The sequence below is a fragment of the Alteromonas sp. MMG017 genome (assembly GCF_018100795.1).
In the GTDB taxonomy this organism is placed as follows: domain Bacteria; phylum Pseudomonadota; class Gammaproteobacteria; order Enterobacterales; family Alteromonadaceae; genus Alteromonas.
On record NZ_JAGJDY010000010.1, the window covers coordinates 179,521 to 198,324 of the forward strand.

11 protein-coding genes are annotated in these 18,804 nt (G+C 43.3%); 5 read left to right on the forward strand and 6 right to left on the reverse strand.

Going from position 1 to position 18,804, the window contains the following annotated elements; translation table 11 throughout:
- Nucleotides 1-2: 2 nt before the first annotated feature.
- From J8L84_RS16075 to J8L84_RS16095, 5 genes are all read right to left on the reverse strand, one after another.
- Nucleotides 3-2,720: a chondroitinase-B domain-containing protein gene (locus tag J8L84_RS16075; RefSeq protein WP_211071569.1), complete on the reverse strand. Its 2,718-nt coding sequence runs from the start codon at nucleotides 2,718-2,720 to the stop codon at nucleotides 3-5.
- 436 nt (nucleotides 2,721-3,156) lie between these two features.
- The gene (locus tag J8L84_RS16080; RefSeq protein WP_211071570.1) at nucleotides 3,157-4,158 is read right to left on the reverse strand and encodes a polysaccharide lyase family 7 protein; all 1,002 of its coding nucleotides are present in this window, start codon (nucleotides 4,156-4,158) and stop codon (nucleotides 3,157-3,159) included.
- A 45-nt stretch (nucleotides 4,159-4,203) separates the two neighbouring features.
- Complete coding sequence (locus J8L84_RS16085; protein WP_211071571.1) at nucleotides 4,204-5,499, reverse strand: MFS transporter; 1,296 nt, start codon at nucleotides 5,497-5,499, stop codon at nucleotides 4,204-4,206.
- Nucleotides 5,500-5,574: 75 nt separating this feature from the next.
- The gene (locus J8L84_RS16090) at nucleotides 5,575-7,896 is read right to left on the reverse strand and encodes a polysaccharide lyase 6 family protein (protein ID WP_211071572.1); all 2,322 of its coding nucleotides are present in this window, start codon (nucleotides 7,894-7,896) and stop codon (nucleotides 5,575-5,577) included.
- Between the two features lie 413 nt (nucleotides 7,897-8,309).
- Entirely contained in the window at nucleotides 8,310-9,056 is a 747-nt protein-coding gene (locus J8L84_RS16095) for an SDR family oxidoreductase (protein WP_211071573.1), read from the reverse strand.
- 771 nt (nucleotides 9,057-9,827) lie between these two features.
- Here J8L84_RS16095 and J8L84_RS16100 point away from each other — a divergent pair.
- The 5 genes from J8L84_RS16100 (at nucleotide 9,828) to J8L84_RS16120 (ending at nucleotide 17,221) form a co-directional block, all read left to right on the forward strand.
- The gene (locus J8L84_RS16100; RefSeq protein WP_211071574.1) at nucleotides 9,828-10,706 is read left to right on the forward strand and encodes an NAD(P)-dependent oxidoreductase; all 879 of its coding nucleotides are present in this window, start codon (nucleotides 9,828-9,830) and stop codon (nucleotides 10,704-10,706) included.
- Between the two features lie 420 nt (nucleotides 10,707-11,126).
- The gene (locus J8L84_RS16105; protein WP_057789516.1) at nucleotides 11,127-11,471 is read left to right on the forward strand and encodes a cupin domain-containing protein; all 345 of its coding nucleotides are present in this window, start codon (nucleotides 11,127-11,129) and stop codon (nucleotides 11,469-11,471) included.
- A gap of 4 nt (nucleotides 11,472-11,475) precedes the next feature.
- Nucleotides 11,476-12,783 (forward strand): MFS transporter, encoded by a 1,308-nt coding sequence (locus tag J8L84_RS16110; RefSeq protein ID WP_211071575.1) that lies wholly within the window; start codon nucleotides 11,476-11,478, stop codon nucleotides 12,781-12,783.
- Nucleotides 12,784-13,236: 453 nt separating this feature from the next.
- Nucleotides 13,237-13,800, forward strand: coding sequence for a DUF2780 domain-containing protein (locus J8L84_RS16115; RefSeq protein ID WP_211071576.1), 564 nt, complete (start codon nucleotides 13,237-13,239; stop codon nucleotides 13,798-13,800).
- A 91-nt stretch (nucleotides 13,801-13,891) separates the two neighbouring features.
- The gene (locus tag J8L84_RS16120; protein ID WP_211071577.1) at nucleotides 13,892-17,221 is read left to right on the forward strand and encodes a DUF748 domain-containing protein; all 3,330 of its coding nucleotides are present in this window, start codon (nucleotides 13,892-13,894) and stop codon (nucleotides 17,219-17,221) included.
- A gap of 50 nt (nucleotides 17,222-17,271) precedes the next feature.
- On the opposite strand, the gene J8L84_RS16125 is transcribed toward J8L84_RS16120, so the two are convergent.
- Nucleotides 17,272-18,663: a DEAD/DEAH box helicase gene (locus J8L84_RS16125; protein WP_211071578.1), complete on the reverse strand. Its 1,392-nt coding sequence runs from the start codon at nucleotides 18,661-18,663 to the stop codon at nucleotides 17,272-17,274.
- Between the last annotated feature and the right edge of the window lie 141 nt (nucleotides 18,664-18,804).

Here is an 18,804-nt window from a genome sequence, read left to right on the forward strand (position 1 = left end):
TGTTATTCATCGTCTGCTGTCCATGTAGAGCCTACGCCCACATCAGATGCTTGAATGTAGTAAAGGCCTTTCGCACCAGCAATTGCCTGCGCACCGCTTCCGTCTGTTTCGATAAGCGTGCTCTCAGCAACTACAAATTCAGGCACTTCTTTGCCATTCCCAGCAGGGTCTTGGTCAATGGCGCCATCGGTATCAAACTCGCCATTTCCATCGATATTTCTAATATCTACCCAGTCATCAGAGGTATCACCCGACATGTAGCTGTCGCTAAAACCAAAGTTGTTGGTGAGGGTTGATTCTGTGTGGTTGATTAAGTCGCAGTCGTATTCGAAGGAATGGTCACTGAAACCACCGTCGGCATTAAGGTATAAACCTTCAGTCGAAGCGTCATTGTTTAAGCCATTGGCAATTAAGTTCGCGTCAAAGTCGATAACGAAAAACTGGTTACTAAGGCCGTATAGTGTTGTGGTTTCCGCTAAATCATCACAATCATCAACACCTGCTTTTGAACCAATTTCAGTACTAAAGACGATAGGTTGTAGCGAGTTAAGTACCGTGTTGTTAGTTACGGTAAGCGATAGGTCGCCAGAACCGTCTAATACCGCTTGGTTACCAGAATTTGGAACGCCGCCGTCAGCTTGAGAGAATGGGTTTACCGTAAATACGATGCCGCCAGCCTCTTTGTTGCCAGAGCGAATACCCGCAATATAGTTGTTGGTAATGGTGTGGCCTAATGGCGTTACAAGAACACCACTTGGTCTTTCGCTAGAGCTTGCAATATCGGTTGTACGGATAATGATGTTATCGCTAACCGTATTAAACCCACCGTCTTCTAGTGAAATACCACCACTAGCATCAACGATAGTGTTGCCTTTAATAGTGGCACCTGAGGTTTGAACTCGCATCAAGCGGCGGCCAGTAGTCACATTGTCAATCAAGTTATACTGAACCGTGAAGTTAGCCATGTCCGCTGAATCGTCGCCAGTAGTACTACCTAGGTTAAGCAGAAGAAGGCTAGAATTATCGAAGTTTTCATTCGGGCTTTCGCTAAACAAGTTGTATTGAATAATGTGGTCAGCACCAGAAGAAGCTAGTTTAATAATAGAACCTTCTGCAGCCACTGAGCGGCCAGAGAAGGTGTTACGTTCAATAAGTGCGCCGCTACCTTTCACTACCATCCAATGGAAAGCGTCATCAGGGTAGTTCAATGAAGCTTGTTCATTACCCATGGTGTTTTGCGAGAAAACGAAGTTATCACCTTCAGAATAAATCATGGCTTCTTCGCCGCTATCACAAGTAGAGCCTGAAAGGGTATCGATATCGGTGAAGGTTAAGCCTGTTACCGCAGCGCCATCAGCCGAGCTTGCAACGTGAATACAAAAATCACCAGTAAAGGTAGGGGTTTCACCTTCAACCGCACGAAGTTCAATACCACTGGTTAATTCCAGCGCAGCCATACCTGTGTAGGTATTCGTATTTAAGCCGAGTACATCGCCATCAGCTAAGCTAACTAATGCAGATTCAAGCGCTGTAGCATCACCTACTACTTGGGTATAAACCACAGAATCTAACGCATCCGTTACTGTGTCAGTAAACGAATCGTTATCGGTATAAGCTGCACTCACTGAAATAATCGCGCCTGCATAAGCAGTTGGCGTAAAAGTTTTAGCGTTTGAGTCGGCAATTTCAACACCATCAGCTGACCAGGTGTAAACAACGTTCGCTTCATCAATGCCGTTATTATCAGTGATTTCAGCCGTTAGTGTGGCACTGGCCAAGTAAGGCGCAGTACCCATAATTTCGATACTACCCGCTTGGTCTACCGCAACGCTGGTAACTGGAATAGTGGGTGCAGATGTAATGTCTTCTTCAAAACCGTTGTCATCTACATAGGTGACTTTCACGGTGATCACTGTGCCAACCAATGAGGCACCTACCACGTAAGTACTGGCGGTTGCGCCATCAATGGCCGCATCATCAGCATACCACTGGTAAGAAATATCACCTGTTGCACCGTCTTCATCAGCAATTTCGGCGGTAAGCGTATTGCCTACTGTCGGCGTACCTGTAATAACAACTGCACCCTCAGAGTTAACTCGTGCCACTACATCCGTTGCCGCTGAAGTGACAGATTCACTAAAACCACGATCATCTTCGAATGTGGCATTAGCAGTTATGACTGTGCCGAACTGAGCGTCGGTAAGTTCTAATTCTGCAGTAACTTCATCTTCTATTTGCGTATCGTCCGCGAACCATGCGTAAACGATAACCGCATTTTCAATTCCATTTTCGTCAGCAACGGTGGCTGTTAACGTTGAACCTACAAGTGCGTCGCCACTCAGCGTAATTGTCGCATCTGACGCAATAGCCATTACATCGTCGGAAGGGTCACTGATGTGGGATTCATTAATGCCACCATCATCGGTATAAAGGCCTTGAACTGTAATTGGTGAACCAATCTGATCATCGGTGAGTGTGAATGATGAAGAGTTAGCGCCTTCAATAGCAACACCGTCGGCGTACCAGTAATAGGTTACGGTGTCAGAAATACCATCAGGATCGCTTACGGTCGCACTTAATGTTTCACCGCTTATTGCCGTCCCTGAAAGCACAATTGAACCCAATGTATTGGGATTGTTGTCTGAACTAACATCTGTACTAACGTTACAGCCTGTAATTGCTGCAGCAATGGCACAAAGTGCGAATGTTTTAAACTTCATAATGGCTCTATTCTCCGAGTGATTGGTTTTGGTTATTAAGTAGCGAACCACACCATATTATTACCAAATTAAAGAGTTATAGGTTACCAATTGAAATTACATTAAGACAACATTGTTAACCTGTCGGCACATATAACCACAATAAAATAACTTTTACCACCATTATCATGCCATTGCGATAACATTTAATTCACAAAGATGTTTCTAGATCTTGCTGACAGGGCTAGCAACTTTTGACCAATGGTGAACACATTGTTATTACCAATTTATTTTTACGGTGAATGTTGGGTATAAAGCGTCAAGATACACTCGCGAAGAAGTACTAAAAGTAAGGCATGGTGCCATGTGGAGTAGAGTTAAGAAGAGTTGAATTGAGCAGAACGAAGTGAAAAAGGGACATCATTAGGGTTAATAATACGAGCTTGATTACCCCTTTTTAATGTTGATTCTCTAGATGATAAAAGGTGGCTTGTACGTAATCTTTATCCGAACCACTATTGTTTTGATTATAAACACCCGCTTTAAAATACATATACTGGTTGTTTTTGTTATAACCACTTTTGCTCATATCAAAGCTTTTGGTTAGGTTTGATTTACCCTCACGGATTAAGGTCACAAATAAGATGTCGTTTTGTACCGTAATCTTATAACTAAACTTTTCGTTAAGGGCTATCCCCTCTTCAGGATTTTCTAACGTATGAGAGCGACTTCCCACCATGTTGACCCATACATCATCGCCACCGTTAATTTCATGGGCAAAGTAGATTGAGCCGTTGTCATTGCCAGGTAACTTGCGGAAATAGAGTCTAATGGGTTCGTCATCAGTCGCATGAATTTGCCCTATAATAACTCGACCAACTTTGTTCTTGTCTCCGGTAGTAGAAACGCGATTTACCGCAAGAGTTGCTTCTAGACTGCCTTCCACTGCTCCCGCTTTTCGCTTAACTGAACCGTGCGCCGAGCTAAACACCCAATTGTTCTTCGTGACACCTTTGGTCTTAAAACGTGTATTACCCCTGCGCAGCATTTCTCGTAATTCAGTTCGTGCGTACTTGGTATTTTTGGATGTTTTTGCCCCAGCATTAGGGCAGGCAAATACCATTCCCCCGTCTGTAGCTGTGTAAAAAAGCGGCTTCAATGAAAAACTATCGCTTAACGCTTTTTCATAAATGATGTCGGCTTTTAAATCTTTATTTAAATCGGTAGGGAGGCTAAGAGTCCAACTTAATAAATCAAAATTCTCATTGGGAGATTTTGAAGGGTCAAGTGAATTAAAATCACCAAGCAACTCCCCTTGGGGAAGTGCTTGATGTGATTCAGGAAGTGTATGGGTAGCCGCCAAACTTTCAGCTAGTGAAGTATTAGCAGCCACGGTGTTCGCCAGTGTTAATGTAGTAAAAACTACACTGCCTATTAACACTTTTGCTATTGCCGCCATAAACGCTACCTACCCTATTTACAAAGCCATAGAGCTAAGCGATTACTATCGCTTAGCTTCAACCGGTTCAATTTTAGGGCATAGAACCCAAATACTTAGTACAGCAACGATGGCAAGTGCCGCACCAATAACAAAGACCACTGTGTAACTACCGTCAGCAGTTAACGAAGGTACTGCGTATATCAAAAGTCCTGCCGCTAGTTTGGCCGCCATACCCGCAAAGCCAGCCAATGTCCCCACCGACTTACCGCCGAATAAATCGCTAGGCAAGGTTTGTACGTTTCCAATTGCCGTTTGAAAGCCAAATAGAATAGTGGCCATAATTAATACAGCAGCAACTTCACTGTTCGGGTTAGATAACATCAACAATGCTGGCAACATGATTAAGCAACCCAGTGTAATCACTAACTTACGCGCTTTGTTTACTGACCAACCTGCTCCCAGTCTGTTTTGCGCAAGCAGTCCGCCGAACCAAGCACCTAACATGGCACCTACATAAGGAACCCAACCATAAATAGCCAAGCCCTTCACATCCATGGCATAAACTTCTACCAAATAGGTGGGGATCCAAACAATAAATAGCCACCAAATAGGGTCGATTGCCGCAGTGGCGATAATCACGCCCCAGCTCTGTTTGTGTGATAACAACTGCCCAGTGGTAGGCGTGTATTCAGCAATAGCGCTGCCATCGGCATTGGTCGCTTCGTTTCTTTGGCCGGTAAGGATGTACTCTCTTTCTTCATCGGTGATCCAAGGGTGTGAGCCTGGTGGCGATTTAACCACAATGATCCAAGGAATAAGCCAAAGTAGACCGGTACAACCCACTATTACGAAGATGGCTTTCCAACTGAAAAATAAGGCAAGGTAAGCAATCAGAGGAATAGAAATAATGCCGCCAATGGCTGCACCAGAGTTAAATATACCTTGAGCTAAAGCACGCTCTTTAGTGGGAAACCACTCGGCGTTAGCTTTTGCTGCGCCTGGCCAGTTTCCTGCTTCTGAAACACCTAAGATGGCGCGGAACACACTGAAGGTTAATATGCCTTGTGCAAAAGCATGCAGCACGGTAGCAATAGACCAAATACCAATAGAAAGAACAAAACCTATGCGTGTGCCTACCCAGTCAAACACCTTACCGAATATAGCTTGGCCGAAGGCATAGGAAAAAAGAAATACAATACTAATAATACCGTACACTTCTTTTAATTCGGCATCCGTTTTATTGGGGTAAATCTCCTTTCCCATAAACGGCCACAATACACTAAGCGATTGTCTATCTATGTAGTTAATCACTGTTGCCAGTGCAACCAGTGCAATTACCCACCATCTCAAATTCTTCATGTTACTACCTTACCTAATATTACTTTGTCGTCATTTTTATAAAACGTACTGTCTAAAGCGTTAGCCCGCAGGGTGTCACTTCGACTGGTTCCCTTTTAACGTTGCCGTTGATGCCCCTTTAGTAAAGGTTTCGGTCACTTCAGGAAGTGGCGTAGAATCAAAGGTGTTATTAAGAATTTGAGTTTGTGGCTCACCTACCGTGTGATCGATAGTTACAAGCTTGCTATCTACAAACGTATTGCCACTAATTAGGCTTTGTTGCACACCCAGTAGGAAAATAGAAGACTTAGATTTGTTGCGCTTCCCCTTTCCAACATTAGTGATATCACTATCCGTCAAGGTGAAGTGCGGGCCAAAGGTACTTTCATCTGTGCCGCCGCGATAAATTTTTGCAATGGCACCTTCAATGTTCGAAAAAGTAGAGTTTTTGATGGTGACGTATTCGGCATTGTAAATGCCTAAATCATCTTGCTCTTTATCTAGTCGCAATACGTCACCCGTGATGTTTTCAAATACACTGTCAGTAATGTCGATGTTATCGGCTAAGCTTCTGTAACCCGCATCGAATACATGAGAGGAATGGTTCACGTTTAAATCGGTAATGTGCGTATTGTGAATGGCAAGCTTATGATTAAACAAAGTAGGCAACTTAGTGTTGCGGATAAGTACATTGCCCGCACTGTCAGGCGATTTTTTACCTGATATATTTAGCCCATCCAGTTTCAAGCTTCCCCCATCTTCAATTTCAATCATTAAAGAACGCATGGGGTACAGGGTAACTGAGCGCGGTGACTCTGCTTTAAGTGTTACTACGCTTTTAACCTGCATCTGTTTGTTTAGCGAGTAACTTCCGGCTTTAAGCAGTATCGTACTTCCGCTTTCTGCTTCGGCCACAGCACGGTAAAGCTCATCAGCAGAACTTACGCTAACAGTTTTACCAGAATCAAATTCTATAGGTAAACCTGCTTTCTCATACCAGTTTACGCCTGTGTCTTCTTTTAGCGTTGGGTTTAAAGATGCGGGTGCGCCAACCTCTAATTGCTGCGCTTGTTTACTTTGCAACAACCCGTTTTCGCCTCGTACTAATTCGATATTTTTAACATCGAAGCCTTCCGCTAGTTCATCTTGCGGTAATTGGCTTGCAAGGTTATTTTTGAAACTAATTCCTGACACATCGTCAAAAATTTTAAATGGATTTTCACCGCTATTATTTATCACTAAGTTTTTCGCGAAGCTGCTATTAATAGGCGTCGCCGAGCGTTCTGCGTCACTACCCGCTGCTAGGTTGATATTATCCAAGTTCACCAAGGTATTGTTATCAATTTTGGCGTTTTTAACTTGATGGTAGCGGTTAATAGATGAATTCGGCACACCATTCATAACGGTAAAACCACCGCCAAACCTTATGCCTGTTAACCCTTCCATGTAGTTATTACGAACCGTTTGGTCGGCATTGATAATACGGATACCACCGGTGTGGTGTTTGCCGTTACCAAAGAACACATTCCCTTCCACTAGGTTTCCATTGCCGTGGCGAAGGGTAAGCGTACCTCTGCTTTCAAAAAATACGTTATTTAAAAATTGGTTCTTGCCCGATTTATTCGAAATGATTTCTACTTCGCCGTTACATCTGTCGAAATAGTTATTTTCAACAATGGTAAATGAGTCACTTAATGAATACTTACTGGTACCTATGCGAAGGGTTTCACCACCATTAGAGCCCAAAATTGGACGAGGGCCAAAGTAGTTATGATCGATACGATGATGATTTTGTTGGCTATCTTCCGTATTCAAGCGTACCGCCATTGTGACGCCCGCATTACTTTTCCCTTCTAGATGACTGTGGTCGAAGCGGTTGTGCTTACCGTACATCACAACCCATTTATCAGAGTTGAATTTATCTGGATTACTGAACCCATCAATAACCACTTGAGTAACCCTGGAATGGTAAGCAAGGTTATCGTCGTTCTCTTTAAATGATACCACTTCACCGGTAGGACTATATCCGTCTTTAAATACTAAGCCCTCTACGACAAGATACTCACCTGCTAGTCGAAGGTTAGATAACCCTGACAAGACGACACCACCGTTAGTTTGCGCTTTTAGTGTAATGGGCTTTTCTGGTGTACCGACACCTTTAAATAAAATTTCAAAATTTTCCCAAACGCCATCAGCAAGTACAATGGTATCACCCGCTTTTAACGACTCAGCTTGTTTGAGAAATTGCTCTTTGTCGGCAACTAAAATGCCATCTGATTGAGATACTTGTAACGAAGGATTGGAAATATCGGCGCTGTCTTCTTTTACACCAGCTTGTGAGGAAGTTGAATTACAGCCGGCAACAAAAAGTAGGCTACAAGTGACTAAAACAGGAACAGAAAACACACTAGCATTCATGCAAACAACCTAAGTTATCTGAAAGACGACAATCGCCTTTATATGATTAAAGAAGGGGCTCTTCAACACTTAACACTTGCATGAAGCATAGCAGCGATATCAAATAATGAGGTGCTGATTAGCGTCATACCAAAAGTCAAAAATGTTTCAACTTGAGCCGAAAGATACTAGGTATCAATGTAACCAACCCCACAACACAATGTCAACCAGTTGTTAACTTTCTATATTACCAATTAATATACCTATTGATATTACCAAACTTCAAGGTAAGTATAAGATCATGATTTAATGAGATTATATTAACTTCGCCTTTGTAAACCAGGCAAAAATAAAAGCCTCTCGGAGGAGGCTTTTATTTAACTATCGGTAATAATTTATCAACATCTTCGTTGATAGAGTTTAGTTATTAACTGTTAAGAGAAAAGCAAGCCACCGTTAATATCCACATTATTGCCGGTCATATAAGACGCATCATCACACGCTAAAAATGCCACCAGCTTTGCGACTTCTTCAGATGTACCTTCTCGCTTAATACAGGTGGCCCCTGCTACATTTGAGCGTACATTGTCTGGAGTGAAAGTGTCATGAAATCCGGTGGATATCATACCTGGGCAAACTGAATTCACGCGGATATCTGGTCCTAGCTCTTTCGCTAAGCCCCTTGTAAAGGTAGAGACAGCACCTTTAGATGTTGCGTATGGGATAGCGCCACCGCCACCGCCATCTCGTGCGGCTTGAGACGAGAAGGTAACAATTGAACTACCCGGTTTCATGTGGGGGATAACCCCTTGCACCATGAGGAACAAAGACGTTAAGTTTACATCGAGTACTTTATGCCAATGTGCTAAATCCATTTCCACTATCTTTTTACGCTCTACCAAACCACCTGATACGTGGACTAGGCAGTCTATTGCCCCATAAGTCGACAATGTGGTTTCAACCGTATTATGAACATCAGCTTTTTGAGTGAGGTCGGCATGAATAGCAATAGCATTCCCTCCCGCAGCAACTATCTGCTCAACAGTGTCTTTCGCCCTGTCTGCACTTGCCTGATACGTAATAACAATATTAGCACCACGAGCAGCAAGCTCTACCGCACAAGCAGCACCAATATCTCTGCCCCCACCCGATACAATTGCAACTTTACCTGTCATCGACATTGTCTTATCTCCCGAAATTCATGTTTCTATGTAAGTAGATATTCACGCGAAAGGCTCGTTGATAGTAAACCAGTGAACTGGATGACTCGAATCTATGGCGAAAACTGCTAGAATGAATATCTGAATCTGGTTTAACCCTCAACCTGTTCAAAGACTAACCAACCCAATCATAGTCGTCAACCCACTACCAAACCACTAGTTACCAATTAAAATTACCAAATAGATCAAGATATTCACGGTTATTAAACATTTCAAAAGCACTATCAATGAACAATAAAAACCATTAAATTTCAGTAGCATGAATTAATTAAGCTTTGTAAAATACAATTTTACGGCAAAGAAAACCGTTAACAAAAAATTCAAATTAAAATTAAAAAACAAACCAAATTAGTACCATTTTTTAATTATTGGTTGACAATATGGCATGATACTAATAATGTTTTTGATATGCTGATTGGTTCAAGAAGCAAAATGGACTGTCATCATACTAGTCGATAAGAGACACGAATTAAGTTTGGCATTGGTTAATGGTGAATATTTAATTGGTAAGTGGTCTTTTGATAGGAAGAATGTATTGCCCCTTCAATTTTAGCGGGTACATCTATCATCAGTTACTCTGTTCATTACTGAGCCCAATTATTTAGCGAGACGTTAATCTTAAGCTCAAATTACTTATTAAATTAATTAGAAGCAAGATAGCGCACTCGGCTATGAAGTGAAGTTCACATCACTCTCATCACAGCCTGTGCCATGATATTTTAGGAGTTATACATGTCAAAACCTGTCATCGGTTTCATCGGTCTAGGCCTTATGGGCGGCAATATGGTCGAAAACTTACAAAAGAAAGGCTACGAGCTTAATGTAATGGACCTTAACAAAGATGCGGTAGCAGCATGTGTTGCTAGAGGTGCTAGTGCAGTTTCTTCGGCTAAAGAACTAGCTGAAGCATCAGATATCGTTATGCTTTGTTTAACTACTTCAGCCATTGTCGAAAAAGTAATGTATGCAGAAGACGGCATTCTTGCAGGCATGAAAGAAGGCTCTGTATTGGTAGACTTTGGTACTTCAATTCCTGCATCTACTCGCAAGATTGGTGCTGACCTAGCAGAGAAAGGCGTTGGTATGATCGACGCACCTCTTGGTCGTACACCAGCTCACGCTAAAGATGGTTTGCTTAATATTATGGCTGCAGGCGATATCGATACCTTCAACAAGGTTAAGCCTGTACTAGAAGACCAAGGCGAGAACGTTTTCCACCTTGGCGCATTAGGTGCTGGTCATACAACTAAGTTAATCAATAACTTCATGGGTATGACAACAGTATGTGCAATGTCTCAAGCATTTGCTGTAGCTGACTTGGCTGGCGTTGATCGCCAACAACTTTTCGATATTATGTCGACAGGTCCTTCAAGCTCACCATTCATGCAGTTCTGTAAGAACTATGCCGTTGATGATGTAAGTGATCTTGGTTTCTCAATCGCAAATGCGAATAAAGATCTTGGCTATTTCTTACAAATGGTAGAAGACTTAGGAACACAGTCTAAAATTGCAGAAGGTTCATCTTCTAACTTGCAGGCTGCATTTGAAGCTGGCATGGGTAACGGAAACGTACCAGAGATTTTTGATTACTTTCTAAAATTAAAAAAGTAGATCCTGTCTGAACTACTTGGGTGCTTGATGCCAACCAATCGCTTTATTAATATTGGTTAGTATTAAGCCCCCTGTTACACCTCAATTTACAAAGCAAATAACTAGACTACTGTGATTTTTGGGGTTACTAGGCTATAACGAAAGCGCACACCTGTAGTTAACGTGCTGTGAAGTTAACCGAACTCTTACTGTGTTAGTAACTGAACTGTTTCATTAACAATAAAAAGGTGAGGTAACACCCTATGTGCTTCTTATCCTACATCACACAAACAAGCCCCTTTTCTTCTACCGTATTTGCTTCGTTTAGTAACAACACATCTCTGAATGACACTCGTTTCAAATTCACATAAGAATTCAAACCCTATTTGTTAAATGGTAGACCGCCATTTAAGAGCTATTTAATTATTAGGAGCAAGTAAAATGCAAAAGCAAAGCGCACTTTTTTTATCAGGCAACGAAACTGAAATAGAAGATATCGGCGGCGGGCTAAAACGCCAAATGCTTGGGTATAACGAAGAATTAATGATGGTTAAAGTCTTTTTTGACAAAGGCGCAGAAGGGTACGTGCACGCGCACAGACACTCTCAAGTCACTTACGTTATTGAAGGTGAATTCCACTTCAGCATCAACGGCGAAGTTAAGGTAATGAAACCGGGTGATAGCTGCCTTATTCCACCTCATGCAGACCACGGCGCAGTTTGTCCTACTGGCGGCATTTTAATTGACACATTTAGTCCTCCTCGCGAAGACTTTTTAGAGGAATAACATTGTGAAATTAAATGGCTTACGTTGGTGGGTAATCGCATTAATTGCGCTTGCCACCGTGATTAACTATATCGACCGTCAGGCGCTCAGCGTATTGTGGCCTGATATTGTTGAAGAGTTATTTCCGGATGAATCAGCGTTAGAACGCAAGCAAATTTACGCTAATATTTCCATTGTGTTTGTATTTGCTTACGCGTTTGGGCAAGCCATTTTTGGTAAGATTTTCGACTGGGTTGGTACTCGTTTAGGCTTTGTATTGTCTATCGGTGTATGGTCGTTGGCCACCATTGCTCATGCATTTGCACAAGGTCTATTAACCTTTAGCCTCTTTCGCGCCATATTAGGTGTTGCGGAAGCTGGCAACTGGCCAGGTGCGGCTAAAGGGAATGCAGAATGGTTTCCCACTAAGGAACGTGCACTCGCACAGGGTATATTTAATTCCGGTGCTGCCATTGGTGGCATAATCGCTATACCCTTGATTGCATTTTTAACCGTTTATTTTAGTTGGCAAATGCTGTTTGTTGTTGTGGGTGCAGTAGGATTACTTTGGTTGATTCCTTGGTTAATTCTAGTGAAAGCGCCACCTGGCGCACACCCATGGATTACTGATGAAGAGCGTGAGTACATCCTTACTGGTCAACGTCAAACCACCATGTCAGCTGACTTAGTTGAGACTGAAGTAGAAGAATATAACCCTTCTACTAGCGAGCTACTTAAGCGCAAGCAAAGCTGGGGCGTAATCATAGCCTCTGCTGCTATTGACCCTATCTGGTGGCTGTTTGTATTCTGGATCCCTATTTACCTAAATGAAGTTTATGCCATGGATGTTAAGTCTATCGGTATTTACGGCTGGGTACCTTATGTGGGCGCAATGTTCGGTGCTTGGTTTGGCGGGCTTCTTGCTCAAAATAGACTTAAAGCTGGCTGGAATACAGATAAAACCCGAAAGCTAACCATCACCCTTGGTTGCTTAATTATGCTTCCTTCGCTTTTGGCTATGTCGCAACCTGGTTCCCCAACTATGGCGGTGATTATTATGGCGATTATCTTGTTTGGATTCCAAACCGCCATTGGTAATGTACAAACACTACCTAGCGATTTACTGGGTAAAAAAGCCGTAGGCACCTTAGCGGGTTTTTCAGGCATGGCTGCAAAGTTAGGCGCGGTCGGTTTAACTGCATTGGTCCCATACCTTACCGCTGATGGTAACTATGCTCCTGCGTTTATCATTGGTGCGTCACTTGCCATTGTAGCAATGGCGGCAGTATGGGTATTAATCCCTAAAATTGAACCACTGAAAAAGCTAGACTAGATTTAGACTAAAATAAGCACTGACGATGGCTACAACACACAGGTTGTAGCCATTTACCTGCCGGCTTACATGCCTTATGAAGTAACAACCTCAAGTACTACTTCCCTACCCAATGTGTGTAGACGATATTTCCCCCTGCGCTTTTACACGATGCTTTCGACCCAAAGCACTTAGCTTAATAACAACTCTTAGCCTCATATAAAACGCCCGCCTATTCTATAAAAGATAATGACCACAGGACTTACTGCACGCATCGTATTTCCCCACACGAATGTAAAGCGGCTTTACACTTTATTTCAGGCAATAGCACTAAATTTACGTTAGGATAGCGCTTCAGAATACCGCCTAAATTTCACCTATCGCATTATCGAGCTATGCTTGCGAACACCTTACTTTTAGTGAGCTGACACACTAGCTAAAGCCCGGTAGATTTCTACTTCAAAGGAAAGTCTTATGAAAATTTTATCTTTATTCGTTATCGCTACATTATCATTTTCGGCACACGCTTCTGCCAACGACACGCTTAACAAACTAAAAGGTATGTTGGGTGATGCCAATACATCCACTTCACAAACCACAGAAGTAGCTGAGGCTAGTTCGTTGGATGTGTCTAGTTTGGTCAGTATGGTGTCAGAAAATTTAGGCGTAAGTGAAACGCAATCTGAAGGTGGTTTAGCATCTATTTTTGATTATGCTAAAGGCAACCTCACTACTGCTGATTATTCAGAACTTGCCAGTGCCATCCCTGGGTTAGAGTCTTTGTTAGAAAACGTACCTTCTGTTGCGGCAGATTCTACCAATGGCGGTTCAACCATGTCAGGCTTACTAAGCAAAGCCTCTGAATACAGTAGTTCTCTAGGTTCTATAAACGAATTGAAGCAACAATTCGATGCACTGGGTTTAGATGCAGATATGATAAGCAGCTTTATCTCACAAATTAACACTTACCTGAACAGCAATGAAGAAACACAGTCTTTACTTCAGTCTGGTTTAGGTAATTTAGCCTCAATGCTTTAATATTTATTTTTGGCGGCTGAGTGAGTGATTGACCTATGCCATCACTTATTCGCCGCCTTTTCCTCTTCTTTTTAATACGTCTAGAATAATTATGCCCATAAAAAACTTAACCACTTCATTTAAGCAGCAACCTAAATGGCGGCGTATTGCTACCTACTTTCTGTCGGCATACTTATTCTACGCGTTAATACTGGGCCTAGTTGCGCCTTTAGTTCTTGAATCTAAAGCGCCCAAAATATTAAGTGAAAAGTTAGGGCGAAATGTCAGTATCGACAATATTCGAATTAATCCTTTCTTGCTGCGCGCCAGGGTGTCTGGATTTACGATTGAAGAAGCGAGTAGCGACGACGCATTTATTGCGTTTACACTACTTGAGCTTGATGTGGGCTTTTGGCAAACCCTATTCAGCTTTACCCCTACCCTAGAGCATTTTTACTTAAATACGCCTTATGCACACCTTGCTAGGGTATCGGAGAGTGATACTTCACCGCAGCCTGATCAAAAATCCACTGTATTTAATTTTTCTGACATTATCGACACGCTCGCTAAAGCGGACGAAAACAGTCCAGAGCCTGAAGCGCAAGAGCAAAGCGAAATACCTCATATTCGCTTGGCAGAATTTCGCCTGAGCAATGGTCATATTTCAGTGGCCGATCATGTCACCGACACGCAACTTGATTATCCAGAACTGTCATTCACATTAACCAACCTTGATACCCTCGCCACCTCCTTAAACCTAGATACAGGCAATAGCAGCGAAGAAAAATCTGCTAATCACTATGCGTTCACCTTAGCGACCACCGAAGGCGGAAGCGTTCAATTTGATGGGCAGTTTCAACTTTCCCCTATTGATGTGGCAGGTAGCTTCCATGTAAATCAAATTGCGTTAGCGCCCCTTTGGCCATTATCAGATGACGTGATTGATGCAAAAATAACAGACGGCGCACTCAGCTTTTCGTTAAATTACCACTTGTCAGAAACCGATAACGACTTTCGCTTTCAGGCAGATGATGCCGAATTCTCTTTATCTCAATTAGTTATCTCTGATAAACAAAGCCCCAGAGTTAAGCTAGCTGAATTACGTGTTAGTGACATAAATCTAGACACAAAAACCCAGCAGGTTGATGTGGCCAATTTTAGCCTACAGCAACCTTGGATAAGTGCACAAATCGACCAATCGGGGGTAGATTTGGTCTCAATGTTTACCCCAAAAGGGCTTGATGAAAAAGCGCCGCAAGCGGCCTCGAGTTCTCTTTCTACAACAGCCCCGTCTTCTACAACAGCCGCAGAAGCTTCGCCTACGTCATCAGATTCTAGCGCCAGCGCAGCGCCAAACACAGGGAACTCAGCTTCTGTTGACCCCACACAAAGTGATAAAGCGGCTTGGCGCGTAATATTGCAAGGGTTCGCTCTAAACAATGGCGATGTACTCGTTCAAGAAGGTATGGTTTCTAACGGGGTTAACTGGCGAGTATTCCCGTTAAACGTAAGCACAGGCGTGATCGATTCAACTCTGACCACGCCTATCGATTACGCTATTGATATGAAGCTCGGTGGCAGCTTAGTGCAGTCTTCCCCTTCAAGCCTATCAGACACTTCATCGATAGCCCCACCCGCGTCATCAATAAGCAGTAAAGGCACTATTGTAGCCAATGAGCAAGCCGTCTCGGGTACTATTGATGTCAGCCAGTTCGGCCTTTCACAACTTCAGCCTTATGTGGAACAGTATTTAAACCTTGCTCTTAAAGACGGTAGTGCAACCCTTTCAGGGAGTTTCGAAGCGGACAGTGACAGTAAAATAATATTTGATGGTCAGGCAAATATAGCGTCACTCACAATTATCGATGGCTTAAAGCAAGAGCCTTTATTGCAATGGGCTGACTTTCAAGCAAAGGGTATTGCATATAGTTCTACTGACAGTACCCTTTCTTTAGAAAAAATTACGCTGGATAAACCCTACGCGAAGCTTTTAATCGCTGAAGATAAGCAAACTAACTTTAGTAATATTGTGGTGGAGCAAACAGCCTCGACAACAAATACGCCCGAAGGTGTCCAATCTGATTCTGAACCTGAATCGCAAACTGAAACCCAATCTACTTCAGCCGAAGAAACCTCTGAGCTGGTTATCCGCATTCAAGAAATAGTCTTTAATGATGGTAGCGCCTACTTTGCTGATAATTCTTTACGCCCACGCTTTGCGTCCGGTATTGAAAGTCTAAACGGCAGTATTACCAAGCTTTCATCTAGTGCCGACACCGCCGCTGATGTAGACATAAAAGGCAAAATAGATGGCTACGCACCCGTCGCTTTATACGGCTCTATTAACCCGCTAATAGAAGATATCTTTTTAGACCTTACGTTCACCGTAGAGGGCGCTGAACTAACATCTGTAAACCCTTATTCGGGCACGTATATGGGCCACTTCATCGACAAGGGTTTATTGTCACTTGATATACAGTATTTTCTAGAAAACAATCAATTAGCGGGTAATAACCACGTGGTCATCGACCAGCTTACCTTGGGTAGAAAGACAGACTCTGACCAAGCGCTTAGCTTACCCCTTGGGCTCGCCATTGCATTATTAGAAGACTCGAACGGGGTTATTGATCTTGGTCTTGAAGTGTCAGGTGATTTAGATAGCCCCACCTTTGGTTTTGGCTCCATCATATTAAAAGCAATTGGTAACTTGATCACGAAAGCCGTGACTGCCCCCTTTTCGTTGCTAGCGAACTTAGTCGGCAGCGACGACGATGAGCTTAACGAAATTGACTTTACGCATGGCTCATCACAGTTATCTGACGCCGCATCAAGCAAGCTCGCTACCCTTGCAGATGCGCTATCTAAACGCCCAGGGCTTCGCGTAAACATTGAGGGTACAGTAGATGAAGTACCTGACGCCTATGAACTAGCAGAACAGAAACTGCAACAACAGCTGTTAACGCTTTCTGGTCAAGAGGCACTACCTGTAGACTTGTCGCCAAGTACCATGCCAGTGAGCGGCCCTCTCGCTGACGCATTAAGTGCGTTATTCGTTAGCACCACCGGTAAAACCGTGGAAGAAGAACGTGTAGTGGTTATAGCTAAATTGCAGCAAAGCGCGGACGGTGAAGGTTCAGGTAATGGTATACGCGAAGAGACACGTGAAGAGACTGCGAATAGCGAAACAACGCCTACTCAAGTAACACCTGATGCAGCACTAATTGAACAAGCACTTTATATCGCCATGTACAACCAAGTTAGAAGTGGTATTGATGTACCGAAGCGGGAACTTGCTAATTTAGCCGAGGCTCGTGCTAAAACAGTGAAGAACGTTTTGGCGAATAATTTTGAGGTTGACGCGAATCGCCTATTTTTACTTAATAGCCGGCAACATCTACAGCTTAAAAAGAGCGGCGTGGTATTAACGCTTGAAGCTAATTAAAGTAAAGCGCTAACGTGTTCGGGCTAATCCCGAACACGTTAATTTATGTCTTAGGCTTTACTCGTTGGTGCTCTACGCGAACTAGGTTTACCAGCGTTTGAACGACCTGAACCGCTGGGTTTTCCAGAGCCGCCTGGCTTACCAGAACCGCCCGGTCTACCCTGCCCACGAGGTCCATTTCGGCTACCTGAACGACGTGCTGGTCTGTCACCTTGGCTATTACCGTTACCATTTCCACCTTGAGATTGGCGTGGACGCTTAGGCTTGTTTGGCTTTTTAGGCGCTGACAATGTGGTTTCTGGTACTTTAGCTTGAGGCTCGAAACCTTCAATAACGTGGCGCGGAAGCAATTGTTGAATTAGGGTTTCGATATCTTTAAGTTGATCTAGTTCGTCAATACTAACGAAAGACCATGCTTGACCACTCGCCCCTGCTCTACCTGTTCTGCCAATTCGGTGAACGTAATCAGCAGGCGTGTTTGGCAAGTCGATATTAATAACAATCGGTAGCTCGTTGATATCGATACCGCGGGCAGCGATATCAGTCGCTACTAGCACATCAATTTCACCGCTTTTAAACTCAGACAGCGCTTTAGTACGTGCACCTTGGCTTTTATTGCCATGGATTGCTGCACTGGGAATACGCGCTCTACTCAGTTTGTCTGCAATACGGTTAGCGCCATGCTTAGTTCGACTAAACACTAACACCTGTTTCCAACCATTTTTCTTAATTAGGCTAATTAAGGCTGCTGTCTTCTTAGACTTGTCGATAGGCACTAAATGCTGCAGAACCGTTTCAACAGTCGTATTAGCAGGTGCCGTAGACACTTTTTCAGGGTTGTTCGTAATGGTTTGCGCCAGCGTGGTTATTTCAGAAGAGAACGTCGCTGAGAACAATAGAGTTTGTCGCTTAGTGGGCAACAATTTAAGAATACGCTTTATGTCATGGATGAAGCCCATGTCTAACATTCTATCCGCTTCATCTAACACCAAAGTTTCTAATTGGCTGAACTTCACCGCGTTTTGTTGGTAAAGGTCAAGCAAGCGGCCTGGGGTGGCGATAAGTACATCAACACCTGAGCGTAGCGCTTTCATTTGCGGGTTAATACCCACACCACCGAATACCACGGCGGTTTTAAGCGGTAGAAATTCACTAAACGATTTTACGTTTTCTTCTACCTGCGCCGCCAGCTCTCGGGTTGGCGTTAAAATAAGTGCACGAACACAGTTTGATGCAGCGGGTCTGCCATCCAATAAACGGTGTAGCAAAGGCAAAGAAAAGCCCGCGGTTTTACCTGTACCTGTTTGCGCTGCTGCCAGTATGTCTTTGCCTTCAAGAATAATGGGAATAGCTTGCTGCTGAATAGGCGAAGGCGTTGTATAGCCCTGTTTTTCAATAGCTTGTAGTAGCGGGGCAGCTAAGCCCAACTCAGAAAAAGACATGGATAACTCCTGGAAATAAAAATTAGGTTACGCAACGTAACCGGTCTGCGCTGAAGGGTTATCAGTCTGAAGCAGGTGTAAAACGGTAAAGTTCGTAATGTGAAACGCGAGAGGGACTTGCCAAAGTAATTATAAAAGCAG